Genomic DNA, 26235 nt, shown 5'->3' with positions numbered 1-26235 from the left:
AAAGTTTTGTTTCAACTTTTCGTCTAAAGAGACAAAAAGTTGTCACAATTCCGTCACAATTAGCATAAACATAAAATAGACGAAATGAACTTATCCCCATAAAAGCTCGACTGATTCAACTAATGATTAGTAGGGCTGAAATAAACACCGATTAAAAGTTCACTTTATTCTCAAGGAGGTAGATCGTATGAAAACTATTCTTGCTATCGCTGGGCTTATTTGGGTTTTATCACATGGCATTCCAATTTATGAAGGAGAGCAAATTCGCAGTGCTCTAAATAAAAATTTTAATGAATATCATATCATTGATCGGCAAGATAATGTTGTTACTGTTCGAGTAAATGACTGTTTTCATACGGTAACTGTTGAAGGAACTTCAGTAGTGAATGACACAAAAGTATGTGATCAACAATAATTTTATATATAATAGGAAGAAAAAAGCCTCAATTCAAATATGTGAAGATTGAGGCTTTTATTTATCCAGCTATTTGCGGGTTAATAATGAATGAGAGATGAACAAAACCCTCGCTGATTAAAGTTTCACTTTATTGAGTTTTGTAGCGGACTTTATGCTTTTTTGAAAAGGGACAGGGTATAATGACAATTGAGATTGAGAAGCTAATAATTTGTTAAGAATAATCATATAAACATTAGATACTCATATGGGGTATCAATACATAGATATTTAATGCTATAATTGATATACTCAAAAAGACATTTATTTTTATCAGATGAAGAGAAACTTTAAGAAGGTGATAATATGGATCATAAAGAACATGAAGCAGTAACACATAGATCAGAAAAAGAAAAAGAGCAAATTATAAATAGATTAAAGCGAATTGAAGGACAAGTCCGTGGTATTCAAAATATGATAGAAAATGATCGCTATTGTGTAGATATTTTAGTGCAAATTTCAGCGATTAATGCAGCGATGAAAAAAGTAGGAATGGGTGTTCTCAAAAATCATACAAGTCATTGTGTTTCTGGTGCTATTAAGGATGGTAATGGTGACGAAGCAATTGAAGAATTAATGACCGTATTTGAACGATTTTCAAAGGCTTAAGAAACAAGTTAGTATTTGACTAGCTTGTTTTTTTGTTTATTTAAGACCTTTACCTCAAAGCTTAGCATAGGGAGTTTCAGCGTGTACTTAATAGTTCGATTGATTAAGTTCATGCTATATGCCCATAAGGGGTACCTGTATGTTTTGTCGTGGAATGAATGGATTTATTTCAAAGAAGGCTGTGTGGGATAAGAGAAAACAAGGAACTTATAAAAAATTATAAAAATCATTATACAAAACCATTGATTACCTTAGGGGGGTATGGTAAAATAAAGTTGTGATTAACAAACAATGAATGAACAAGAGGAGGATTTTAAATGGAACAGTTAACATTAAAGGTTGAGGGTATGTCTTGTGGACATTGTGTAAATTCTATTGAAAGTAATGTGAAAGAACTAAATGGTGTTGAACAAGTAAAAGTGCAATTAGCAGAAGGAATTGTTGAAGTTACCATTGACTCATCAATCATTACTTTAAAAGATATTGTTAGTGTAATCGAAGATCAAGGATACGATGTTATATAATAATTTTTAAATAGGGGAATAAATCGTACTTTAAATAAAGTGCGATTTATTTTGCTAACAAATATACCTCTTGAGGGTATGTGGTAGAGGTGAATGAAATGAATGAACAAAAAGAAGCCAATTTTCAAATATCAGGAATGACATGTGCCGCATGTGCGAATAGAATTGAAAAAGGTCTTAAAAAAGTAGAAGGTGTTCAAGAGGCAAATGTAAATTTTGCGCTTGAAAAAACAAAAATTTTGTACGATCCAGCTCAAACAAATCCTCAAAAGTTTAAAGAAAAAGTTGAATCGTTAGGATATGGTATTGTAAGTGATAAGGCAGAGTTTATGGTATCGGGAATGACGTGCGCTGCATGTGCGAATAGGGTGGAAAAACGTTTAAATAAGCTAGATGGTGTGAGTAAGGCGACAGTAAATTTCGCTTTAGAATCAGCTACTGTAGAATTTAATCCTGATGAAATTAGTGTTAATGAAATGAAGAGCACGATTACAAAGTTAGGATATAAATTAGAAGTAAAGTCAGATGAGCAAAATTCATCAACAGATCATCGATTACAAGAAATTGAGCGACAAAAGAAAAAGTTTATTATTTCGTTTGTTTTATCATTTCCGTTATTGTGGGCAATGGTAAGTCACTTCTCATTTACATCGTTTATTTATTTACCTGATATGCTTATGAATCCGTGGGTGCAGCTAGCTCTTGCAACTCCAGTGCAGTTTATAATTGGAGGCCAGTTTTATATAGGTGCTTATAAAGCATTGCGCAATAAAAGTGCAAACATGGATGTTCTTGTGGCACTTGGAACGTCCGCAGCTTATTTCTATAGTGTTTATTTAAGTATTCAATCAATTGGTTCCTCGGAACATATGACAGATTTATATTTTGAAACGAGCGCGGTACTTATTACATTAATTATTTTAGGTAAATTATTCGAGGCAAAAGCAAAAGGGCGTTCATCAGAAGCTATTAAAAAATTGATGGGATTACAGGCGAAAACTGCTACAGTTGTACGAGATGGAACAGAAATGAAAATTTTAATCGAAGAAGTGGTAGCAGGTGATATTGTCTATGTAAAACCTGGTGAAAAAATCCCAGTAGATGGGGAAATTGTAGAAGGAAAATCAGCGATAGATGAATCGATGTTAACAGGTGAGAGTATTCCAGTTGATAAAACAATCGGGGATGTAGTAATTGGTTCTACAATGAATAAAAATGGATTTTTAAAAGTTAAGGCAACTAAAGTAGGAAGAGACACTGCATTAGCACAAATTATTAAAGTAGTAGAAGAGGCTCAAGGTTCGAAAGCTCCTATTCAAAGGGTAGCGGATCAAATTTCAGGTATTTTCGTACCTGTTGTAGTTGGGATTGCTATTATCACTTTTGTAGTATGGATGGTATTTGTTACACCTGGTGATTTTGGAGGAGCGCTTGAGAAAATGATAGCAGTACTTGTTATCGCATGCCCATGTGCTTTAGGTCTTGCAACACCAACATCTATTATGGCGGGATCAGGAAGATCAGCTGAATACGGAATTTTATTTAAAGGTGGAGAGCATCTAGAAGCGACGCATCGATTAGATACGATTATTTTAGACAAAACAGGTACAGTTACAAATGGAAAACCGACATTAACAGATGTAATTGTAGCAGATGGATTTGAAGAGAAAGAAATATTAAAATTAGTCGGTGCAGCAGAAAAAAATTCTGAACATCCACTTGCAGAAGCGATTGTAGAAGGAATTAAAGAAAAGGGAATTGATATCCCAAGTTCAGAAACGTTTGAAGCAATTCCTGGATTTGGTATTGAGTCGGTTGTAGAAGGGAAACAGTTATTAATTGGTACACGCCGATTAATGATGAAATTTAATATTGATATTGAAGAAGTTTCTAAATCGATGGAAGAACTAGAGCGAGAAGGAAAAACAGCAATGCTTATAGCGATAGATAAGGAATATGCTGGAATTGTTGCTGTTGCAGATACTGTAAAGGATACTTCAAAAGTAGCAATTGCAAGACTTAAGAAAATGGGTCTAGATGTCGTTATGATTACAGGTGATAATACACAAACTGCTCAGGCAATTGCTAAGCAAGTTGGTATTGATCACGTAATTGCAGAAGTATTACCAGAAGGAAAGGCAGAAGAAGTGAAAAAACTGCAAGCTAGCGGTAAGAGAGTGGCTATGGTTGGAGATGGAATTAATGATGCTCCTGCTCTTGCTACAGCAGACATTGGAATGGCAATTGGAACAGGGACAGATGTAGCAATGGAAGCAGCAGATATTACATTAATCCGTGGTGACTTAAATAGTATTGCTGATGCAATCTTCATGAGTAAAATGACGATTAGAAATATTAAGCAAAATCTATTCTGGGCGTTAGCCTATAACGGTCTAGGAATTCCAATTGCGGCGTTCGGTTTCTTAGCTCCTTGGGTTGCAGGTGCAGCGATGGCATTTAGCTCTGTATCAGTCGTATTAAATGCATTAAGATTGCAAAGAGTTAAATTAAAATAATAAAAGTCTTAATTTATAGAGTAATTGAATATGCTTTTATACAAAAAACAATACTTTGAATAAGTATTGTTTTTTGTTCGTATAGAAAGAAAAAAGATATAATATAGCAGAAATAGAAGCGATAGCTTGATGAGGAGATTAATACATGTTTAAAGATATTATAATTAGAACATTCCAGAAAGAGGATTTAGAACAAGTATTACAATTATTCTATGAAACGGTTCATACGGTTAATGCAAAAGATTATAATACGTTACAGTTAAATGCTTGGGCACCAGAGCGCCTAGATAGAGAAAGTTGGCTACAATCTTTAGAAAAGAATATTTGTTATGTTGCAGAATATAAAGGTGTGATAGTAGGATTTGGGGATTATAATGATGAGCGTTACATAGATCGATTATTTACACATAAAGATTATCAAGGGAAAGGGATAGCTTCTTACATACTACAGAAGTTAGAAAAAGAAGCATTGCAGCTAAAATATAAGGATATATATACAGAGGCAAGTATTACGGCAAAACCTTTCTTTGAAAGTAAAGGTTATACTTCCATAAAGGAACAAAAAAAACAGCATAATGGTCAGATTTTTATTAATTATATAATGAAAAAAATAGCCTTCTCATAAATGAGAAGGCTATTTTTTCATTATTTCACAGCTTCTTTTAGTTCTTTACCAGCTTTAAAAGCAGGTACTTTAGAAGCAGCGATTTGCATTTCTTCACCCGTTTGTGGGTTACGGCCTGTACGAGCAGCTCTTTCACGAACTTCGAATGTACCGAATCCGATAAGTTGTACTTTTTCACCAGCAGCTAAAGTGTTAGTGATTGATTCTACTACAGTTTGTAAAACTACAGTAGCTTCTTTTTGAGAAATTTCAGCTGATTGTGCTACGTTTTTGATTAATTCTGTTTTATTCATGTTTTCACCTCATATGTAAATAATGCTATTTAAGTTGTTATTATAACGTATAAAAGTTCAGAGAACAAGTGTACGCAGATATATTCACAAAAAAATTGAAATTTGTATCATTTTTCAGGACTTCTATATAGTCGTTCAATTTAAGCGGATACAGGTTTTTTCTTTAATTCAGTTTGTTCTTTGTTGGAAGATAGTTTCTTATTATAAGATATGAAATACGGTAATGCTACAAATAACATACCTCCTACTAAATTTCCAAAGAAAACAAAAATGAAGTTTGGAAAATACTCAATCCAAGTTAAATGACCAGAAAAAATTGCGGCTGGGATGACAAACATATTGGCTACAACGTGTTGAAATCCAATCGCAACGAAAGTCATAACTGGGAACCAAATACCGATAATCTTTCCGCTAAATTCTTTACTTCCCATACTGAGCCAAACAGCTAAACAAACGAGCCAATTACATCCAATTGCAGATACGAATGCTTGCAGTGGTGTATCTTGTAGTTTAGCTTGTGCAATAGATACTGTTTTCGCTAAAAAAGCTCCCTCCGTTAATCCGACAATATGGCCGAAAAAATAAGCAACGAATACAGCACCGATGAAATTGCTAAACGTAACAATAACTAAATTTCGTATTAAGTGAAATAAGGTGATTCTTTTGTGAAGCCAAGCCATTGAAACTGTCATCATGTTACCGGTTACTAGTTCACCGCCCGCAAGAATAACGAGTATAAGACCGATAGGAAAAACAGCAGCACCTAAAAAACTAGTAAATGATCCCCAAGATTTTGGCATTGTCCCAATAACATGAATATCGAGTAAATACCCTAATGCAATAAAAGCGCCACCAAAAAATCCGAGAATTAGCATAGGGAGTAATGATAAATGAGCTTTTTTTCTTCCGGAATTAGCAGCAAGTTCAGTAATCTCTTCTGGTGTACATACAGACATTAATAACCCCTCCGTAATAAAGTGATGGAACGAATAGAAGAAACATTTTTAAAAATCTATGTATTATAAAAACATGTTATGAAATGTGTATAAATTTGTCAAATTTAGATGGGGATAAAATTGAGTGTAGCTTAACATTTTTTATGTTGTCACATCAATGTAACAAAAAGGTTTTAAATTACATCTAGAGGTGAAAACGTGAATACGCATCATGTAAAAAAAGAACAGAAAAAATCAATCTTAAAGAAAATTATCATTATTAGTTTATTAAGTATTTTAATTATTCCAGCTAGCTTGTATTTCTATGCAACAGAAATAGAACGAAGATTAGTAGCGGTCACGTGGAATGAAATAGAATCTCCTACGATTCCTAAAGAGTTTAACAATAAAAAGATATTGCAATTCTCAGATGTACATTTAGGACCAGAGTTTACATTGAAACAACTAGATAACCTTGTGGGAAAGATGAATGAGTTACGTCCAGATATAGTAGTTTTTACAGGGGATTTAATAGATAAGTTTGGGACCTATAATGCGGAAAGAGAAGAGGCGAAAGAAATTTTGAGGGGAATTCATGCTCCTCTCGGGAAGTATGCTGTGTTTGGGAATCATGATAGAGGTGGGGGCGGTAGTTTATTCTACAAAAAGTACATGGAGGGAGCTGGTTTTTCTGTTTTAGTAAACGAAGTGCAGAAAATTAAAGTGGAAAATGGCAAGTATATTACAATATCAGGTTTGGATGATTTCTTATTAGGGAAACCACAAATAGACTCGACTTTTAAAAACTTAAAACAACAAGATTTCAATATGCTATTAGTACATGAGCCTGATGTTGTAGATAAAGTAGCTCGTTATCCAGTTGATTTTCAAATGTCAGGACATAGTCACGGAGGACAAGTTCAGATTCCCTTTGCGGGCCCTTTAATTACCACAAAATTAGCTGAGAAGTATGTTGAAGGAATGTATGAATTAGAAGGAAAGAGTAAGCCATTACATTTATATGTAAATCGAGGTATTGGGACGACTAGAATGCCTGTTAGGTTTTTGAGTGTACCGGAACTTTCGGTTTTTGTATTGAAGAAAAATAGTAATTAGAATAGAGCATTTAACATGTTTGAAAAAAAGAGAATTTTTAATAGAAAGTTCTTTTTTTATTGATTAAAACCAGAATATTGTGTACTTTTTATTTAAAGTGTTAAAAAGAAAGGGGAATTTCTATGATAGAAACATGGCATAAAGAATTGGAAAGTTTATATAACCAAATGGTTTCGTGGCGAAGAGATTTTCATCAATACCCAGAGCTATCGTTTCAAGAAATAGAAACACCGAAAAAAATAGCTGAAATCTTAAAAAGTTTTCATATTGATGTGAAAACAGATGTAGGTGGAAGAGGCGTAATTGGCGTAATTGAAGGTGGAAGACCTGGGAGGACGATAGCGTTACGTGCTGATTTTGATGCACTACCTATTCAAGATGAAAAACAAGTCTCATATAAATCAAAGGTTCCTGGCGTAATGCATGCTTGTGGGCATGATGGACATACAGCAACACTTTTAGGAATTGCAAAAGTATTAAGTGATAACCGAGACCAGATTTCTGGAAAAATAGTACTTATTCATCAACATGCAGAAGAGAAAGAACCTGGCGGGGCAATTGCTATGATTGAGGACGGTTGTTTAGAAGGAGTAGATGTTGTTTTTGGTACACATTTATCTTCTCAAATGCCCCTAGGAATTGTAGGTGCGAGGGCTGGGGCGATGATGGCAGCAGCGGATAGTTTTGAAGTGAAGGTTCAAGGGCGAGGTGGTCACGGAGGAATGCCACATCATACTGTAGATGCCATTATCGTTGCGACACAAGTTATTAATCAGTTGCAACTATTAGTTAGTAGAAAAGTAGATCCGTTACAATCTGCTGTATTAACAGTTGGTACATTCCATGCTGGTCAAGCGGATAATATTATTGCGGATACTGCTACATTTACAGGAACAATTCGGACGTTAGATCCTGAAGTGAGAGAATTTATGGAGAAGGAATTTAAACGAGTTGTTGAGGGGATTTGCCAGTCTCTTCATGCTGAAGTTAATATTCAATATAAACGGGGTTATCCAATATTAATAAATCATTTAGAAGAAACGAATTATTTTATGGCGATAGCGGAACGTGATCTTGGAAGAGACAGAGTCATCGAAGTGCCACCGATTATGGGTGGTGAAGATTTTGCATACTACTTAGAAAATGTTCCAGGAGCATTTTTCTTTACAGGTGCAGGTAATGAAGAAATAGGTGCAACATATCCACATCATCATCCTCAATTTGATTTTGATGAACGTGCGATGTTGGTTGGCGGGAAATTACTTTTAACTCTTGTAAAAAGTTATTTAAGAGATGGAAAAGAATCTCTTAAAACTTTAGATGTGAATGTGACAAAGTAATTTGTATAAATAAAAAGCAACAATAGGTTATGTAAAGTAACCTATTGTTGCTTTTGTTATTTTTGAGAGGGAATAGCATCAAAATTAATGGACCAAGACATTAAACCGCTGTGTATAGAAAATTATTAAACTTAATGTAATAATTTCTGTAGGAAGTTGAATTACAATTGTTGAATTCAGAATATTTTGATATATTTAAAAGTGTAAGACAAGATTTTTTTGCATAATACTCTTACATAAATTTCAAAAACAAGTTTGGAAGGGGATGTACAAGAGTTGGATAAAAATCTTAAGAAAGACCTTAAAATACGCCACATTACAATGATTTCAATTGGCGGCGTAATAGGTGCTGGTTTGTTTGTTGGAAGTGGTGCAGTTGTGCATTCTGCAGGACCAGGTTCTATCGTTTCATATGCATTAGCGGGACTTCTAGTCGTTTTCGTCATGAGAATGTTGGGGGAAATGGCAGCTATTAACCCGACAAGTGGTTCATTTGCAACATATGCACGAGAGGCAATTGGTCCATGGGCGGGTTATACAATTGGATGGCTATATTGGTTTTTCTGGGTAATTGTAATTGCGATAGAAGCGACAGCAGGTGCTGGTATTATTCAATATTGGATTCCGCAAATCCCGCTTTGGTTATTGAGCTTAATATTAACAATATTATTAACGTTAACGAATGTTTTTTCGGTGAAATCATTTGGAGAGTTTGAATATTGGTTTTCTTTTATTAAAGTAATAAGTATTGTTTTGTTCCTTTCTCTTGGACTTGCTGTTATTTTAGGACTTGTCCCAGGAACGGAAGCACCTGGTACTTCAAATTTAATTGGACAAGGTGGATTTATGCCAAATGGTATAAGTTCGGTGTTGCTTGGTATTACAGTTGTTATATTTTCATTTATGGGATCAGAAATCGTAGCAGTAGCGGCTGGTGAGTCTGCTGAACCTGTAAAAGCAGTAAAAACAGCAACAAATAGCGTGATTTGGCGTATTCTTGTATTTTTTATTGGATCTATAGCGGTAGTTGTTACGCTTCTTCCATGGAATTCAGCAAACATACTAAAAAGTCCGTTTGTAGCGGTACTTGAACATATAGGTATACCAGCGGCAGCACAGATTATGAATTTTATCGTTTTAACAGCTGTACTTTCATGTTTGAATTCAGGTTTATATACGAACTCAAGAATGCTTTTTTCTATGGCAGAAAGAGGAGATGCTCCAAAGGCATTTTTAAAATTGAGCAGTAGTGGTGTTCCTGTTCGGGCAGTTTTATTTGGAACTTTCTTCGCCTATATCGGTGTTGTATTTAGCTACATATCTCCAGATAAAGTTTTTTTATTTTTGGTGAATGCATCTGGTGGGATTGCGTTACTAGTTTATCTCGTTATTGCAGTTTCGCATTTAAAGATGCGTAAAAAAATGGGGAAAGTAGAACAAGAAGATTTGAAAGTGAAAATGTGGCTTTTCCCGTATTTAACGTATGTTACAATTGCCGCTATTATAGCAGTTTTAGTTGCAATGTTTGCAATTGAATCCTTACGTTCACAAGCGATTTTAACGATGATTGTTACAGTTCTTATTATAGTTTCTTATTTTATTTTTAATAGAAATAAAACTAGTTCAGCTTTGAGTCCTAAAAATAGGAATGAAGAATCTGTTCGATTCTAATTTCTTGTTTTCAAAGAAAGTTATATCCAATCATTTCTAGAAAAGATTCATATATAAGTCAAGAAACAAGTAATTACTATTAGCATAGTGGAAATGAACTTTTTTCTTGACTTTTTATATGAAGGAGAGCAAAATGGTAAAAAAGGAAGGGGGGATGATGATGGAAGAGTACGTATTAGACCTGTATAATCTGCTATATACGACAGAGTGGCAAGATATTGTTTCGTTTCTTGGGATATTATTTTGCATGAAAATTGTAATTGTATATATGGAAGAGCAAGGTATGTTCTATTCCTTCTCATCCCCGTTCGATTTGCAACGTGAGCCGTTGCTAAACTATGCTAATGTAAAATACGAACAAATTCCTTTTGTTATATTCTTTATGATTCGTTTTATAACGGCGATTGTGAAGAAGAAGGAAAGTGACGAAGAAGAATGCCATCCAACTTGTTATATAGCCAACGCTTTTTAAGCTAAATACAAGGAGGAGATTTATATGTGGTTTCGATTTCTTATGATTGGTTTCTTTTCATTAACAGCAATTTCATTAATGGGATATCAGGTGTCTGAAATATTTCAAGCGTATAGCAGTACGTTTTTTAACAAAAACTAATCGCATTGCTATTTGAATAATAAAGCGATAAAATCCTTCTTAAGAAGTATTGTTAAGAAGGATTTTTTCTTTGTTTAGTCTTACTATGTCAAACTATTGTCACATTTACACCGTGAATAATATGTTAAAATAGTGAGGTTAATTATACATATTTGAAAGAAGAGGAGTGACCAATTTGGTGGATCAATCAACAAATCAGAAAAGCTATGCTCCTATTGTGATAACGCTTTCTGTAATTGTAAACGCGATTATTTTATTTTTGTTCTTTGGACCTGTTGGATATGAAGGAGAATTACATTTTGATGTAACTATCTTACCAATGTTAAATGCAATTTTTAATAGTTTTACGTTTGTATTTTTATTAGCAGCTTTATTCTCTATTATTAAAAAGAATGTAAAAATGCACCGTGGTTTTATTCTTGCAGCATTTACAACGACTTTATTATTTTGTGTGTCATATTTATCGTATCATTACTTGGCACCAGCAACGCATTTTGGAGGAGAAGGTTTCATTAAATATGTGTATTTCTTCATTTTAATTACACATATTATCCTTGCAGCGATTATCGTACCACTTGCATTGTTCGCACTTGTATTTGGTTTTACGAATCAATTAACACGTCACCGTAAAATTGTACGTTGGACGATGCCAATTTGGTTATATGTAAGCTTATCTGGTGTTATTGTTTACTTAATGATCTCACCTTATTATCAATAAAAAATCTCAGCCTAGAGGCTGGGATTTTTTTGTTAAGCAAATTTGTTTGTGAAATTTTAAAAATATGGTATACAAAAGTATAGTTGCTTTTAATATAGAAGGGTGGTAAATAAGAATATGCAAAATTTTGTATTTCGTAATCCAACAAAACTTATTTTTGGTAAAGGACAATTAGAGCAGTTAAAAACTGAAATTCCACAGTTCGGTAAAAAAGTTCTTCTCGTATATGGAGGAGGAAGTATTAAAAGAACCGGTATTTATGATAATGTAATTTCTATTTTAAAAGATATAAATGCGGAAGTGTTTGAGTTGACAGGTGTTGAACCGAATCCTCGTTTATCAACTGTAAAGAAAGGGATTCAAATTTGTAAAGACAATGGAGTTGAATTTATTTTAGCAGTTGGTGGAGGAAGTGTAATTGACTGTACGAAAGCGATTGCTGCTGGTAGTAAATATGATGGAGATGTATGGGATATTGTAACGAAAAAAGCATTTGCTAGCGAAGCGTTGCCATTCGGTACTGTTCTAACTCTTGCAGCAACAGGTTCTGAAATGAATGCAGGCTCTGTAATTACAAACTGGGAAACAAATGAAAAGTATGGCTGGGGCAGTCCAGTCACATTCCCTCAGTTTTCAATTTTAGATCCAGTTCATACTGAGTCTGTGCCGAGAAATCAAACAATTTATGGTATGGTCGATATTATGTCGCACGTATTAGAACAATATTTCCACCATGGAACAAATACAGAACTACAAGATCGGTATTGTGAATCGATTTTAAAAACAGTAATAGAAACAGCTCCTAAGCTTTTAAATGATCTAGAAAGTTATGAGCACAGAGAAACAATTCTATATTGTGGAACGATGGCGTTAAACGGTATTTTGGCGATGGGAGTAAGAGGAGATTGGGCAACTCATAATATTGAGCATGCAGTTTCTGCAGTTCATGATATACCACATGGAGGTGGCCTCGCGATTTTATTCCCGAACTGGATGAAGCATGTTGTGGATGAGAATGTGAATCGTTTTAAACAGTTCGCTATTCGTGTGTTCAATATAGAATCAGATGGGAAAACGGATAAAGAAATTGCGATAGCGGGGATTGAAGCATTACGCCAGTTTTGGACGTCAATTGAAGCGCCAGTAACATTAGCGGATTACGGCATTGGGGAAAATGAAATTGACTTAATGGCGGATAAAGCGATGGCTTATGGTGAATTCGGTAACTTTAAAAAATTAAATAAAGATGATGTTCTTGAAATTTATAAAGCTTCTTTATAAGTAATTTGAAAATGAGACCTTATTTGATCGGAGTATCAAATAAGGTCTTTTTTGATTGTTTATTAACGGAATTGAATGTTAATGATTATTTTTGAGTGATTTTGATTGATTTTTGTGATCGTTTTCATTATACTGTAATCAAAGGAGAGGTGAATAAAATGTTAACTCCTGAACGTCATCAAATGATACTGCAGCTTGTAAAGGAACAGAAAGTTGTTAAATTGCAGCAATTAGTTGAAAGAACGGAAAGCTCTGAATCGACAATTCGTCGTGATTTAGCGCAATTGGAAAAACAAAGGTTATTAAAAAGAGTTCATGGCGGTGCCTCCATATTAACTGGAAAAGGGCAAGAGCCAACGATGGTTGAAAAATCATCCAAAAACATTCATATAAAGCAACAAATTGCAAAGTTTGCGGCAACCTTTGTTGAACAGGGTGATTGCATTTATTTAGATGCAGGAAGTACGACTTTTGAAATGATTCCGTTTTTAATAAATAAAGATGTTACTGTCGTTACAAATGGTCTTATGCATATTGAAGCTTTAGTTGAAAATAACATTCGGGCGTATTTACTAGGCGGAATGATGAAGAGTAGGACGAAAGCTTTAATTGGTGCCATGGCACAGGAAAGTATGCAAAAATATCGTTTTGATAAATGCTTTTTAGGAGCTAATGGTGTACATGAACAGTTAGGGTATACAACACCAGATCCAGAAGAAGCACTCTTGAAACAAATGGCATTAACATTAGCAAACGAAGGGTATTTCTTAATTGATGAAAGTAAATTTTCAGAAGTTGCGTTTGCGAAAATTGCAAATGTTGAAGAGGCAAGCATTGTTACAAACCATTTAGAAATTGATTTAGAAAAATATAAAAGACAAACAAATGTAATTGAGGCTGATAAACAATGATCTATACAGTTACTTTAAATCCATCTATTGATTACGTAGTACAAGTTAATTCTTTCGATTTAGGAACAGTAAACCGAGCAGAGAAAGATATGAAGTTTCCTGGAGGAAAAGGGATTAATGTTTCTCGCGTTCTTCATCGTTTAGGTGTTGAAAATGTAGCGCTTGGATTTACCGGTGGATTTACCGGACAATTTATTAAAGATGTATTACATGATGAAGGTGTAACAACAAACTTCGTACAAGTAGACGGAGATTCACGAATTAATGTGAAAATAAAAGGGCAAGAAGAAACAGAGTTAAATGGACAAGGTCCTATTGTGACAAATGAGCAATTTGGTCAGTTAATGAAAAAAATTGAAAGTATGCAACCTGGAGATTGTGTTGTACTAGCCGGAAGTGTACCAACTTCTATTCCAACTACCTTTTATGAGTCAATCGCAGCGTTTGGAGCAGAAAAAGGCATTCGCGTAGTAGTAGATGCAAGTGGAAGTGCGTTACAGCATGTAATTAAAAATAACCCATTTTTAATAAAGCCAAATCATCATGAACTTGGTGAGTTGTTCGGAGTGGAGCTTTCAACAGTAGAAGACATTTTACCGTATGGAAGAAAATTAATCGAACAAGGTGTAGAGCACGTTATAGTATCAATGGCAGGAGAGGGAGCTTTATTATTTACGGCAGAAGGTATATATGAGGCGACTGTTCCGAAAGGTATTGTTATTAACTCTGTTGGAGCAGGAGATTCTCTTGTTGCAGGGTTTGTAGGGGAATATGAACAGACAAAAGATATTGAAAAGGCATTTCAAAATGGTGTTGCAACAGGGAGTGCAACAGCATTTTCAGCAGATTTATGTACAAAGGAAAAAGTAGAAGAATTATTGTCGCAAGTAATTGTCACAAAGCGATAGGGGGAAACAACATATGAAAATTACAGAACTATTAAAAAGGGATACAGTCATTATGAATTTGACAGCTTCAAATAAAGAAGCTGTCATAGATGAATTAGTTGAGAAATTAAACGGAGCAAATCGTTTAAATAGTAAGGCTGAATTTAAAGAAGCTATTTTAAAGCGTGAGTCACAAAGTACAACCGGAATTGGTGAAGGTATTGCAATACCTCATGCGAAGACGAAGGCAGTTAAGCAACCAGCGATTTGTTTTGGCAGAAGTGTAAGCGGTATCAACTATGAATCGCTTGATGGACAGCCCGCACATTTGTTTTTTATGATTGCTGCAAGTGAAGGGGCGAATAATACTCATTTAGAAACGTTATCTCGTCTCTCTACGTTATTGATGGATGAAGGGTTTCGCAAGCAATTAGTAGAAGCAAAGGATGAAGATGAACTTCTCCGTCTATTTGATGAAAAAGAGAATGAAAAAGAAGAAGAAGTTGAAGTAGCAAAGCCAGAAGGGAATGAACCATATGTATTAGCTGTTACAGCTTGTCCGACTGGTATCGCTCACACATATATGGCTGCTGATAGTTTGAAAGCAAAAGCGGCAGAGTTAGGGATTGCGATTAAAGTTGAAACGAATGGATCAACAGGTGTAAAGAACGGTTTAACGAAAGAGGATATCGATCGTGCAACAGCAATTATTGTCGCTGCAGATAAACAAGTAGAAATGAACCGTTTCGCTGGGAAGCATGTCATTCAAGTGCCGGTAGCTGATGGTATTAGAAAAAATGAAATCCTTCTTAATAGAGCTGTAAAACAGGATGCGCCAATCTTTAAAGGTGTTAAAGAGAATGGGAAGGCAGAAAGTGTTGAGAAAGGAAAAGGGTTAGGAATCTATAAGCATTTAATGAGCGGTGTAAGTAATATGCTTCCATTCGTTGTTGGTGGCGGGATTTTAATCGCATTAGCATTTATGTTCGGTGGAATTAAGGCAAAAGGTCCCATTGCTGAAATATTAATGGCTATTGGTGGTGGAGAAAAAGGAGCTTTCTTATTCCTTGTTCCAATTTTAGCTGGATTTATTGCAAGCTCTATTGCTGATCGTCCTGGTTTTATGCCTGGTGTTGTTGGTGGCTTTTTAGCAGCACAAGCGAATGCTGGATTTTTAGGTGGATTAATTGCTGGTTTCTTAGCAGGATATGTTGTTGTCGGTTTGAAAAAGCTATTTTCTGGTTTGCCAGCGCAGTTAGAAGGGATTAAACCGGTCTTGCTATATCCGGTATTTGGGTTATTAATTACAGGTGTTATCATGTTAAAAGTAGTCAACCCACCTGTAGTTGCGTTAAATGAAATGTTAACGAGTTGGTTAAATAGTTTAGGTGGTACAAATGCTATACTATTAGGTTTAATTTTAGGTGGTATGATGGCAATTGATATGGGGGGACCAATTAATAAAGCGGCGTTTACATTCGGTATCGCTGCAATTGCGGCAGGAAACTTTGGTGTACATTCAGCAGTTATGGCTGGCGGTATGGTACCTCCACTTGCAATCGCACTAGCAACTACAATCTTCAAAACGAAGTTTACAGAAGCAGAACGTAAATCTGGCTTAACAAATTATATCATGGGAGCGTCATTTATTACAGAAGGTGCGATTCCATTTGCAGCTGCAGATCCGGTTCGAGTAATTGTAAGTTGTGTTGTTGGTTCAAGTATTGCAGGTGCCTTATCTATGTTATTTCAAATTACATTGCCAGCACCGCATGGTGGACTTTTTGTCATCGCATTAGTAAATAAACCTTGGCTATATATTTTCTCTATATTAATAGGGGCAGTTATTTCGGCTCTTATGATGGGGATTTGGAAGAAAAAAGTTAATTAAAAGGTAAAAAGGGACAGCTAGCGGGAGCTGTTCCTTTTTTATTACAAAAAAGTGGTTTAATAATTGAATTATGATGGATTTTGGTAAAAGATGTAATGAAAAACGATTTTTTTGTAACAAAACAGTAATATTGTAATTTTTTCTGGAAAAAAACTCTCATACTAATATGTGGGAAATATATGAAAACTATTGATAATTTTGGTAGAAATACAATTCTTTAATATGGAAATTTATGTTACAAATCATTAATCGTTTGTTACGAATGCTTTGTAATTTTGTGATTTTCGAAATTCGTAAAAAACTGTTGCTATAATGAGAACACGAAAACAAAGCGAATGGAGGCTATTCATGAAAAAATTATTAGGTATAGCAACGGCAGCAGTTTTTGGTCTTGGGATTTTTGCAGGTTCTGCAAAAGCAGAAACGATTGTAACGACAGATGTATTAAACGTTAGGGAAAACCCAACTGTAGAATCAAAACTTGTAGGTAAAATGTTAAGTGGAAATAAATTAGATGTTATAAATACAGAAAACGGATGGTCAAAAATTAAATTAGACGGTGAAGAAGCGTTTGTAAGTGCTGAGTTTACGAAAAGTACTTATTATGTAACAGCAAACGTATTAAACGTTCGTGCTGGAGCGAATACTGACTCAGAAATTCTTGGCACGCTAAAAAAAGATGACGTGATTGAAACGACAAATCAAGTGCAAAACGAATGGTTACAATTCGAATATGGTGGGAAAGCGGCATATGTTCACGTACCATTTTTAACAGGTACAGCACCTGTTATTGAAAGAAAAGAAATTCCAGCTCAAGCTGAAGCGCCAACTAAGGTGAAAACGGCGGTTAAAAATGATACGGCAGTTAACAGAAAAGCGCCTGCTAAGAGTGAAGAAACAAGTAAACCAGAAGCGCAAGCGAAGCCGACAGCTAAATCAGTGGCGAAATCTACTGAAACAAATGCACCAGCTGGTGGTCGTGAAATAACAGTAGAAGCGACAGCGTACACAGCTAATCCAAGTGAAAATGGCACATATGGTGGTCGAGTGTTAACTGCGATGGGTCATGATTTAACAGCGAATCCAAACATGAAAGTTATTGCTGTTGATCCGAAAGTAATCCCACTTGGATCAAAAGTGTGGGTAGAAGGGTATGGAGAAGCAATTGCTGGAGATACTGGTGGCGCGATTAAAGGAAACCGTATTGATGTTCTAGTTGGTTCAGATAGTAATGCGGATAGTTGGGGTCGTAAATCCGTTAAAGTGAAAGTTATACAATAATTTATCTGTATTAAAATAAAAAACGGCTGCTTGAAAATGTCTTAGTAGCCGCTTTTTTTATATGAGATTCACTGAAAGGGATAAACCGTTTTACCTGTAATGATTTTATACGCGCTGCAAAATTGAGTTTGCATGTACTCTGTATTTTTATTTTCTGGATGTAACATCGTTTCTTGAAGGGTAGAATGAAAGGAACGTAGTAAACAATTTAAGGCGAAGTATAATTCTTCTTGTGAACAATTTTGTTCTTTTGTAGCAGTAGCTAAAATGAGGTCTTTTGTTAATGATGAAAAATCGATAGTGGTTTGTTTCATAGTCATTGCACCCTCTCCGAGCTATTTTTAATCATGTATATGCAAAATTGGACAAACTATGTTCTTTTTTTATGTATAATTTCATGTACTGGATTCAAAGAACTTGCAATCACACCATTAAAATTGGTAAGATTGGGTATAATGATTAGATGGAGTATATTACATAAAGAGAGTTGAGTTATATGGGAGAAGTGCAACGTGAAAAAGTTGCTGTCATCATTGGGCCAACTGCTGTCGGAAAGACGAAATTAAGTATCGATCTTGCAAAAGCATTGAATGGTGAGATTATTAGTGGTGATTCCATGCAAATTTATCGTACGATGGATATTGGGACTGCAAAGGTAACGACGGATGAGATGGACGGAATTCCGCATTATATGATTGATATAAAAAATCCGGAAGATTCATTTTCTGTGGCGGAATTTCAAGAACGTGTTCGTAAGTACATTCGAGAGATTACAGAGCGTGGGAAATTACCGATTATTGTTGGTGGAACTGGCCTTTATATACAATCTGTTTTATTCGATTACCAGTTTACTGATGAGGCTGGGGATGCTATATACCGAGAGCAGATGGAAAAGTTAGCGTTAGAACGCGGTGTGGAATATGTACATAAAAAATTGCAAGAAGTAGATCCAGAAAGTGCGGAGCGTATTCATGCAAATAATGTAAGGCGTGTTATTCGGGCGTTAGAAATTTTTCACACGACGGGTGAAAAAATGAGTAACCAGCTCGAAAAACAAGAAAATGAGTTACTGTACGATGTTTCATTAATTGGCTTGACAATGGATCGAGAAATGCTATACGATCGCATTAACTTACGTGTTGACCTAATGGTTGAACAAGGTTTATTAGAGGAAGTAAAAGGTCTGCATGAAAGAGGAGTGCGAGAGTGTCAATCTATTCAAGCGATTGGTTATAAAGAGATATATGATTATTTTGAGAATCGTGTCTCTTTAGAAGAAGCGGTATCACAATTAAAGACGAATTCACGCCGTTATGCAAAACGTCAATTAACGTGGTTCCGTAATAAAATGGATGTCGCGTGGTTTGATGTTACTGATGGTGAAAAAACGTCAGAAATTTTACGATACATAGAAGGAAAGCTACAACTAAAGTCGAATAATAGTAAGTAGAGAAAAAGAGGAGGATTCGACATGAAGCAATCAATCAATATTCAAGATCAGTTTTTAAATCAACTCCGTAAAGAGAATACGTTCGTTACGCTGTACTTATTAAATGGTTTTCAGCTTCGTGGATTAATTAAAGGGTTTGATAACTTTACAGTCCTACTGGAAACAGAAGGTAAGCAACAGCTTATTTATAAACATGCAATTTCTACATTTGTACCTCAAAAAAATGTTTCAATTGAATTAGAGTAGTAATGAATTGTACATAACAAAAAAAGAGCGAGTTTCTCGCTCTTTTTTTTATTTGTCATAAACAATAAATAGTGAAATTTAAGCGATTCTAAATACAGTAAGTCGAACGTTAGTGTCTCCGGTTGAAGGGAGCGTAATCTCGTTAAGAGTAGATTGGAGAGAAATATTTGCGCCAGCTGCTAAAGTTTCAATTGTTGTAAAGGAAAGCGAGTCACCTATTAAATTAGAGGAGAAATTATCTGTTGCGACTGTACCATTTATTGAAATTCCAACACCAAATGGGGCGCATCCTGGTGCAGTTGTAGAGAGTGAGACGCTAATTATATAAATACCAGCATTGACGACGGTAACTGTGTCTGTGCCTTTAAAAATAATATTGTTTACATTAATTGCAGTGCTGAAAATGAAGTTATTAAATTGGAGTACAGTTTGTTGAATATTATTTTGTACAACAATTGTCGCTACTGGGAAGGTTGGTCCAGTCGGTCCAGTAGCGCCCGTGTTGCCTTGAGGTCCAGTAGCACCTGTGTTACCCTGAGGTCCAGCACTATTTGGAAAGCATGGTTTGGAGAATTTATTTTGATTGTCGTTAAAACGAGACATTAAATCTCTCCTTTCTAATTAGACTGTGAGCGAAACTCATCAAAGTAGATGCAGAGAATAGGTAAATGGTCATAGTAAAATTAATTGTTTCAAGAAAAAATAGAAAAAAACGCCTTATTATAAGGCGTTTTTTCTATTTTCTGCGTATTGATAATATCGTTTTAATGAAATTTTTGATTTGAAGCCAACTAATTTTATGATTTCAGGTTCTGGGATTTGTTTTTTTATTAGGCGTAGAATAAAGGTGTTCCGAAAATGTTGTCCGGAAATGCCTTTACGTAAATTTGCTCTTGCTACTTCAAGTCGAATCATTTTTTGGATGGCAATTTCTGTTAAGGCCTTTGGTGCGTCATTTTCATATACCCATCTATATGTTCCGCGATTAAAATCGAATGCCACAAATAATGGATCATTGCTATGGTATTTGGGGCGAACGGGTTCTGGGATACTTTTATAATATGTGTACAATTGTTTTTTGTCTTCATTTGTTAATGTGATTGCTCTTGCTACTCCTGCGGTTGCTGGAATAGACAATGTATTGGTTTCAAAGTGAACTTGATGCATAGTTAATGCTGTAAGTTCTTGTAAGGATAGTCCGTAGTCGATTAGTAGGTTTAAAATAGCGATATTACGATCCATTAATAAAGGGCGAACAGGACGTTGCTTTTCTGAAAGGCCTTCTAATGAAGTGACTATATGTTTTAATCTTTTTTCTTCATCGGATGAAATGAAATCTTCATTACGTAATGCACGGTTTGGTTGAATAACGATTTCCATATTCTTCAATGGATTAGGAATGTTTAGAAAATGATACATTCTATTTAATACAATAAATACACGATGCATTGTTTTCTCTGAGTAGTGTCGATTCTTTTTTAAGTCGGAAAAGTAATCTTCATAGTCTTTTGTACAAAGTGTAGCCCATATATTACTGGAAGGGAGCTTTTTGTTTTTTTCTAACCAATGTCCGAAATCTTCGATGTCATAGACATAGCGTTTAATAGTTGAAGACTTTCGGCCTTTATTCAATAAAAAAATAGAAAAGGCTTGTATTGTATCATGGAATTCCGTTGTTTCCATAGTCCCACCACCTTAATTATTTCTTATATTATAGCAAACTTTTCTGAAAATAGGCATTTGTAAGGGGGACGGGAATAAAATAATATTTGATGAGTGGATAAAATGAGGTGATTGTATGGAACAATCAATGCGTAAGAAAAATAACAATCAAATTAATATCGTGTTAAACCATCGGAAGAAAATTTCGTTACCGGCATCGGAAGATAAAACTGTAATTTCAAGTGAAACCACTACTAAACATGAGATGTTGCAGAGAATTGAAGAAGAGATGGGAAAGCTTGTTGGGATGGATGACATAAAAAAGATAATTAAAGAAATTTATGCTTGGATTTATGTAAATAAAAAAAGACAAGAGATGGGGTTGAAATCTGAGAAGCAAGTGCTTCATATGTTGTTTAAAGGGAATCCGGGTACTGGGAAGACAACTGTCGCTAGAATGATAGGGAAATTGTTGTTTGAGATGAATATTTTATCAAAAGGGCATTTAGTTGAAGCTGAACGTGCTGACCTCGTAGGGGAGTATATCGGTCATACAGCGCAAAAGACAAGAGATTTAATAAAAAAGGCTATGGGAGGTATTTTGTTTATTGATGAGGCGTATTCTTTAGCGCGTGGGGGAGAGAAAGATTTTGGAAAGGAAGCCATTGATACACTTGTGAAGCATATGGAAGATAAGCAACACGGTTTTGTATTAATTTTGGCTGGGTATTCAAGAGAGATGAATCATTTTCTTTCGTTGAATCCAGGGTTACAATCTCGCTTTCCATTTATTATTGAATTCGCAGATTACTCAGTAAATCAGTTGTTGGAAATTGGGAAGAGAATGTATGAAGAGCGTGAATATCAGTTATCTAAAGAGGCGGAGTGGAAATTTCGAGATCATTTACATGCAGTAAAGTATTCGTCGCAAATTACATCGTTTAGTAATGGACGATACGTACGGAATATTGTTGAAAAATCAATTCGAACACAAGCTATGCGATTGTTACAAGAAGATACGTATGATAAATATGATTTAATTGGGATATCAAGTATTGATTTGATGCTTGAAGAGGAGACGCACAGTACGTAAGCTGTGCGTCTGTTTTTTTGTACATAACTTCGTTTACTCTTTTTTTGCTTTTTCTTGGTAAGCTTTATGAAAGCGTTCCATTTTATCGCTCTTTTCATGTGCTGAATTTGGATCGTGTCCAAATTGGTTTACGGAGCTTTTTTGAGCTCCTTTATTAACATGGTTTGTCATTTGTATTCACCTCGCTTTAAAAATTAGTATAAACATTATGCAAAGAAAAACTCGTTAGAAAAGAAAAACCTCTTTACGATATGTAAAGAGGTTAGATTGCTATTTATGCATTGAACGTTCGTTTGTATCGATGCGTCTATGCGGTAAATGCCATTTGTAATGAATAGAAACCATGCGGAAGCAAACAATTAAAATGAATAAGGTGTATAGAGCCCAATCGCTAACGATAATTTGAGCTCCAATTAAAAAACCTGCTAAAATCGTCCAAAATGCATATACTTCAGCTCGAAGGACGAGAGGTTTTCTGCGGGCTAAAAGGTCACGAATAATACCGCCGCCAATGCCGGTTAAAACAGCGGCTACGATTGTAGCGCTAATTGGTAAATTTAGTTTTTGTGCATATAGTGCTCCTTGTACGGCAAATGCTGATAAGCCGATGGCATCCGTGATGTTTTCCCACTTTTTCCAATGTCTAATCAATTTATTTGGAAAAAGAAAAATAATCGTCATTGATAATAGTGCGATTTGGAATAACATGTCTTGTTGCCAAAACGCGACGATTGGATAACCGATTAATAAATTACGAAGGGCACCTCCCCCAAATGCGGTTGCCATTCCTAAAATATACACCCCGAAAATATCATAATCTTCTTCCATTGCAACAATGGCTCCGCTTAGTGCGAAGGCGATTGTGCCTATGATGCTAAAAATCTCCCATGCCATGAATTTTCTCCCCCGCTAACTAGATGAAATGTGCTTCCTCTGCTATTATATTAGAAGGTTTAAATTTCGAAAAGGATGAGTGAACATATTTGATGGAAGAAAAAGAAAAAGTCATATTAGTTGGCTGTCAATTGTCGCAAGATGATGATGAAAAATTCATGCATTCCATGAAAGAGCTTGCATCGTTAGCGAAGACTGCGCGAGCAGAAGTGTTAGTGTCCACGACGCAAAAACGCCCGAAGTTTCATCCGGCGACTTATATAGGAAAAGGTAAACTAGAAGAGCTTACGATGTTAACTGAAGAATTAGAGCCAGCTGTTATTATATTTAATAACGAGTTAACGCCGAGCCAAATTCGGAATTTATCTTCAGTATTAGATGCAAGAGTGATTGACCGAACGCAGTTAATACTAGACATTTTTGCGCAACGTGCGAAATCGAGAGAGGGTAAGCTTCAAGTAGAATTAGCTCAGTTGCAATATACAATGCCGCGCCTTATGGGGCAAGGTCTATCTTTATCACGTCTTGGTGGTGGAATTGGTACAAGGGGACCGGGAGAGACAAAGCTTGAAACGGACCGTCGTCATATTCGATCACGTATTGATGAAATAAAGAAACAACTTGCGGTTGTTGTGGAGCACCGAAAAAGATATCGTGAGAGAAGAAAAGATAATAAAGTATTTCAAGTTTCATTAATTGGATATACAAATGCAGGGAAATCTACGTTGTTTAATAGATTAACGGAAGCGGATACGTTTGAAGAAAACTTATTGTTTGCAACGTTAGATCCGACAACAAGGAAGATGCCGTTACCTTCTGGTTATACAGTGTTATTGACTGATACGGTTGGCTTTATACAAGATTTACCTACGTCGTTAATTGCTGCTTTTCGATCTACGTTAGAAGAAGCTGGTGAAGCGGATGTTATTTTACATGTTGTTGATTCGGCAGACCCTAATTATGTAGGGCATGAGCAAACGGTAAAACAACTTTTGTCAGATCTTGAAATTAATCATATTCCTATTATTACGTTATATAATAAAAAAGATAAATTGCATCAAAATTTTATTCCATTTCCAAAAAGTGATTTCTTAATGACTAGTGTTTTTGAAGAAAATGATTTATTACGTATTAAAGAAGCGATAGAAACGAAAATGAAGGAAGAAATGGTTGTTTATCAAGTGAAACTCCCGCCTAGTGAAGGTAGGTTGTTAACACTTTTAAAAACGGAAACGTTGCTAACAAAAATGGAGTTTTTAGAAGAAGAATTTGTGTACGATTGTACAGGGTATATCTTTGCTCATTCATCGCTTAATGGGCAATTAAAGAGATTTTTAGTGGAAGAAGGAGAAAATAATAATGTTTGATCGTTTGAAAAATGGAGAAATAATTGCTCCAATCGTAAAAGAAGTAGAAAGTCAAGTTACAGAAGTGCATAAACGTGTGGATGAAGTAATTGAAAGTAACCAATTTCGTGTATTAGAAAGTTTTCGTGGACATAAAATTAGCGATTCGCATTTTATTCCGACGACAGGTTATGGCTATGATGATATTGGTCGTGACACGTTAGAGAAAGTGTATGCTGATGTATTTGGAGCAGAAGCTGGTCTTGTTCGTCCACAAATAATATCGGGTACTCACGCAATTTCAACAGCTTTATTTGGTATTTTACGTCCGGGAGATGAGTTGTTATACATAACGGGAAAACCATATGATACGCTAGAAGAAATCGTTGGTGTGCGTGGAAAAGGTGTAGGTTCTTTTAAGGAATATAATATTGGGTATAACGCAGTTCCGCTAACTGAAGAGGGCTTTGTGGACTTTGAAGCTGTTGCAGCTGCAATCCATAGTAATACGAAGATGATTGGCATTCAGCGTTCAAAAGGGTATGCTACTCGTCCGTCGTTTACCGTTTCTCAAATTAAAGAGATGATTGCGTTTGTTAAAGAGATTAAACCTGATGTTGTTGTATTTGTAGATAACTGTTATGGCGAGTTTATTGAAGAGCAAGAGCCGTGTCATGTTGGTGCAGATTTAATGGCGGGTTCTCTTATTAAAAACCCGGGTGGAGGAATTGTTAAAACTGGTGGTTATATTGTTGGTAAAGAACAGTATGTTGAAGCATGTGCATATCGTCTAACATCTCCGGGGATCGGTGCGGAAGCAGGGGCATCTTTATACAGTCTGCAAGAAATGTATCAAGGTTTCTTCTTAGCGCCGCATGTTGCTGGTCAAGCACTGAAAGGTGCGATTTTTACAGCTGCATTTTTAGAAAAGTTAGGAATGAATACATCACCAGCGTGGAATGCATCAAGAACGGATTTAATTCAATCTGTTCAATTTGATGATAAAGATCGTATGATTGCGTTCTGTCAAGCGATTCAATATGCATCTCCAATTAATTCTCATTTTACGCCATATGCAAACTATATGCCAGGTTATGAAGATGATGTAATTATGGCTGCTGGGACGTTTATTCAAGGTGCAAGTATCGAATTGTCGGCTGATGGCCCGATTCGTCCGCCTTATGTTGCTTACGTACAAGGTGGATTAACTTATTCGCATGTAAAGATTGCGATTTGTTCTGCGATTGATGCGTTAATTGAAAAGAATCTATTAACAATTTCTTAAAGGGAAGCTGTCGATTTCGACAGCTTTTTTTCATATGAAAGTAATGATTTGTGCCATTAGAAAAAAGAATGAAAAAAATTATAAAAAAATCATGTAAGAAAAGCTTACATCTATTGACACTAAACATAACATGATATAAAATGAGAAGCAGTTAAGGCGAAGGAGGAACTGAAACGATGAAAGAAGATAGACGTTCTGCCCCGCTGTTTCCTATTGGTATAGTAATGGATTTAACACAATTGTCTGCACGTCAAATTCGCTACTATGAAGAGCATAATCTTGTTTCTCCAACCCGTACAAAGGGGAATCGTAGATTATTTTCATTTAACGATGTAGATAAGTTGTTAGAGATTAAAGATTTATTAGATCAAGGCTTAAATATGGCTGGTATTAAGCAAGTGTTACTAATGAAAGAAAATCAAACAGAAGCAGTGAAAGTAAAAGAAGAAACGAAAGAAATTTCAAAAACTGAGCTTCGCAAAATACTTCGAGATGAACTACAACATACAGGTAGATTTAATCGGACTTCGTTGCGACAAGGTGATATTTCAAGGTTTTTTCACTAAAGATAACTGATTCTGAAGGTGTTTAGAG

At 35.3% G+C, this 26235-nt stretch carries 27 protein-coding genes and 1 pseudogene; 21 read left to right on the top strand and 7 right to left on the bottom strand.

Going from position 1 to position 26235, the window contains the following annotated elements:
- Positions 1-187 precede the first annotated feature (187 nt).
- From ACTFQM_RS13685 to ACTFQM_RS13665, 5 genes are all read left to right on the top strand, one after another.
- On the top strand, positions 188-415 hold the full coding sequence (locus ACTFQM_RS13685; protein WP_000849103.1) for a hypothetical protein: 228 nt from the start codon (positions 188-190) through the stop codon (positions 413-415).
- Positions 416-760: 345 nt separating this feature from the next.
- On the top strand, positions 761-1063 hold the full coding sequence (locus ACTFQM_RS13680) for a metal-sensing transcriptional repressor (protein ID WP_000349636.1): 303 nt from the start codon (positions 761-763) through the stop codon (positions 1061-1063).
- A 317-nt stretch (positions 1064-1380) separates the two neighbouring features.
- Positions 1381-1587: a copper chaperone CopZ gene (gene copZ / locus ACTFQM_RS13675; protein WP_440034835.1), complete on the top strand. Its 207-nt coding sequence runs from the start codon at positions 1381-1383 to the stop codon at positions 1585-1587.
- A gap of 98 nt (positions 1588-1685) precedes the next feature.
- The gene (locus tag ACTFQM_RS13670) at positions 1686-4103 is read left to right on the top strand and encodes a heavy metal translocating P-type ATPase (protein WP_440034833.1); all 2418 of its coding nucleotides are present in this window, start codon (positions 1686-1688) and stop codon (positions 4101-4103) included.
- A 145-nt stretch (positions 4104-4248) separates the two neighbouring features.
- The gene (locus ACTFQM_RS13665; RefSeq protein ID WP_440034832.1) at positions 4249-4728 is read left to right on the top strand and encodes a GNAT family N-acetyltransferase; all 480 of its coding nucleotides are present in this window, start codon (positions 4249-4251) and stop codon (positions 4726-4728) included.
- 20 nt (positions 4729-4748) lie between these two features.
- Here ACTFQM_RS13665 and ACTFQM_RS13660 read toward each other — a convergent pair whose 3' ends face one another.
- The gene (locus ACTFQM_RS13660; protein WP_002173012.1) at positions 4749-5021 is read right to left on the bottom strand and encodes an HU family DNA-binding protein; all 273 of its coding nucleotides are present in this window, start codon (positions 5019-5021) and stop codon (positions 4749-4751) included.
- Positions 5022-5161: 140 nt separating this feature from the next.
- Entirely contained in the window at positions 5162-5977 is an 816-nt protein-coding gene (locus ACTFQM_RS13655; protein ID WP_440034831.1) for a formate/nitrite transporter family protein, read from the bottom strand.
- Positions 5978-6175: 198 nt separating this feature from the next.
- Between ACTFQM_RS13655 and ACTFQM_RS13650 the strand changes: the two genes are divergently transcribed.
- The 10 genes from ACTFQM_RS13650 (at position 6176) to entD (ending at position 17665) form a co-directional block, all read left to right on the top strand.
- A complete protein-coding gene (locus tag ACTFQM_RS13650; RefSeq protein ID WP_440034830.1) occupies positions 6176-7072 on the top strand; it encodes a metallophosphoesterase in 897 nt (298 codons plus the stop codon).
- 122 nt (positions 7073-7194) lie between these two features.
- On the top strand, positions 7195-8412 hold the full coding sequence (locus ACTFQM_RS13645) for an amidohydrolase (RefSeq protein ID WP_440034827.1): 1218 nt from the start codon (positions 7195-7197) through the stop codon (positions 8410-8412).
- 276 nt (positions 8413-8688) lie between these two features.
- The gene (gabP, locus tag ACTFQM_RS13640; protein WP_265621605.1) at positions 8689-10083 is read left to right on the top strand and encodes a GABA permease; all 1395 of its coding nucleotides are present in this window, start codon (positions 8689-8691) and stop codon (positions 10081-10083) included.
- Between the two features lie 133 nt (positions 10084-10216).
- Positions 10217-10555 carry a hypothetical protein gene (locus ACTFQM_RS13635; protein WP_178939137.1) on the top strand — a complete coding sequence of 113 codons (339 nt, stop codon included), beginning with the start codon at positions 10217-10219 and terminating at the stop codon, positions 10553-10555.
- Positions 10556-10871: 316 nt separating this feature from the next.
- On the top strand, positions 10872-11414 hold the full coding sequence (locus ACTFQM_RS13630; protein WP_002173006.1) for a DUF420 domain-containing protein: 543 nt from the start codon (positions 10872-10874) through the stop codon (positions 11412-11414).
- Between the two features lie 117 nt (positions 11415-11531).
- Entirely contained in the window at positions 11532-12695 is a 1164-nt protein-coding gene (locus tag ACTFQM_RS13625) for an iron-containing alcohol dehydrogenase (RefSeq protein WP_440034825.1), read from the top strand.
- A 158-nt stretch (positions 12696-12853) separates the two neighbouring features.
- Complete coding sequence (locus tag ACTFQM_RS13620) at positions 12854-13606, top strand: DeoR/GlpR family DNA-binding transcription regulator (RefSeq protein ID WP_098304053.1); 753 nt, start codon at positions 12854-12856, stop codon at positions 13604-13606.
- Positions 13603-14514, top strand: coding sequence for a 1-phosphofructokinase (pfkB, locus tag ACTFQM_RS13615; RefSeq protein WP_440034823.1), 912 nt, complete (start codon positions 13603-13605; stop codon positions 14512-14514). The genes ACTFQM_RS13620 and pfkB overlap by 4 nt, the downstream gene beginning before the upstream one ends.
- Before the next feature lie 13 nt (positions 14515-14527).
- Positions 14528-16384, top strand: a complete 1857-nt coding sequence (locus tag ACTFQM_RS13610) for a PTS fructose transporter subunit IIABC (RefSeq protein WP_440034820.1) — start codon at positions 14528-14530, stop codon at positions 16382-16384.
- Between the two features lie 348 nt (positions 16385-16732).
- A complete protein-coding gene (gene entD / locus ACTFQM_RS13605) occupies positions 16733-17665 on the top strand; it encodes a cell wall-binding protein EntD (protein ID WP_440034819.1) in 933 nt (310 codons plus the stop codon).
- 68 nt (positions 17666-17733) lie between these two features.
- Here entD and ACTFQM_RS13600 read toward each other — a convergent pair whose 3' ends face one another.
- Positions 17734-17979 (bottom strand): hypothetical protein, encoded by a 246-nt coding sequence (locus ACTFQM_RS13600; protein WP_440035778.1) that lies wholly within the window; start codon positions 17977-17979, stop codon positions 17734-17736.
- 182 nt (positions 17980-18161) lie between these two features.
- Here ACTFQM_RS13600 and miaA point away from each other — a divergent pair, with 182 nt between their 5' ends.
- Positions 18162-19115, top strand: coding sequence for a tRNA (adenosine(37)-N6)-dimethylallyltransferase MiaA (gene miaA, locus ACTFQM_RS13595; RefSeq protein ID WP_098304057.1), 954 nt, complete (start codon positions 18162-18164; stop codon positions 19113-19115).
- A 21-nt stretch (positions 19116-19136) separates the two neighbouring features.
- Complete coding sequence (gene hfq, locus ACTFQM_RS13590) at positions 19137-19361, top strand: RNA chaperone Hfq (protein WP_000813896.1); 225 nt, start codon at positions 19137-19139, stop codon at positions 19359-19361.
- A 78-nt stretch (positions 19362-19439) separates the two neighbouring features.
- Here the strand turns inward: hfq and ACTFQM_RS13585 are convergent.
- Positions 19440-19904, bottom strand: a pseudogene (locus tag ACTFQM_RS13585) (Gly-Xaa-Xaa repeat protein); the annotation flags it as partial.
- A gap of 177 nt (positions 19905-20081) precedes the next feature.
- Positions 20082-21044, bottom strand: a complete 963-nt coding sequence (locus tag ACTFQM_RS13580) for a tyrosine-type recombinase/integrase (RefSeq protein WP_002172997.1) — start codon at positions 21042-21044, stop codon at positions 20082-20084.
- Positions 21045-21159: 115 nt separating this feature from the next.
- Here ACTFQM_RS13580 and spoVK point away from each other — a divergent pair, with 115 nt between their 5' ends.
- The gene (spoVK, locus tag ACTFQM_RS13575) at positions 21160-22116 is read left to right on the top strand and encodes a stage V sporulation protein K (protein ID WP_002172996.1); all 957 of its coding nucleotides are present in this window, start codon (positions 21160-21162) and stop codon (positions 22114-22116) included.
- Between the two features lie 33 nt (positions 22117-22149).
- Here the strand turns inward: spoVK and ACTFQM_RS13570 are convergent, their stop codons facing one another.
- Together ACTFQM_RS13570 and ACTFQM_RS13565 are read right to left on the bottom strand one after the other, a co-directional pair.
- Entirely contained in the window at positions 22150-22287 is a 138-nt protein-coding gene (locus tag ACTFQM_RS13570; RefSeq protein WP_440034817.1) for a hypothetical protein, read from the bottom strand.
- Between the two features lie 99 nt (positions 22288-22386).
- Positions 22387-23010 carry a trimeric intracellular cation channel family protein gene (locus ACTFQM_RS13565; RefSeq protein ID WP_000312272.1) on the bottom strand — a complete coding sequence of 208 codons (624 nt, stop codon included), beginning with the start codon at positions 23008-23010 and terminating at the stop codon, positions 22387-22389.
- Between the two features lie 92 nt (positions 23011-23102).
- Between ACTFQM_RS13565 and hflX the strand changes: the two genes are divergently transcribed.
- From hflX to glnR, 3 genes are all read left to right on the top strand, one after another.
- Positions 23103-24377 carry a GTPase HflX gene (hflX, locus tag ACTFQM_RS13560; RefSeq protein WP_440035776.1) on the top strand — a complete coding sequence of 425 codons (1275 nt, stop codon included), beginning with the start codon at positions 23103-23105 and terminating at the stop codon, positions 24375-24377.
- Entirely contained in the window at positions 24370-25641 is a 1272-nt protein-coding gene (locus ACTFQM_RS13555; RefSeq protein ID WP_440034815.1) for an aminotransferase class I/II-fold pyridoxal phosphate-dependent enzyme, read from the top strand. The genes hflX and ACTFQM_RS13555 overlap by 8 nt, the downstream gene beginning before the upstream one ends.
- 176 nt (positions 25642-25817) lie before the next feature.
- Entirely contained in the window at positions 25818-26207 is a 390-nt protein-coding gene (gene glnR / locus ACTFQM_RS13550) for a transcriptional repressor GlnR (RefSeq protein ID WP_000656783.1), read from the top strand.
- The last annotated feature ends 28 nt before the right edge of the window (positions 26208-26235 follow it).

Source organism: Bacillus cereus group sp. MYBK30-2 (genome assembly GCF_051915945.1).
Taxonomy (GTDB): domain Bacteria; phylum Bacillota; class Bacilli; order Bacillales; family Bacillaceae_G; genus Bacillus_A; species Bacillus_A paramycoides.
The sequence above is the reverse complement of the archived record's forward strand: the minus strand, read 5'-3'. Positions and strand labels throughout refer to the sequence as shown.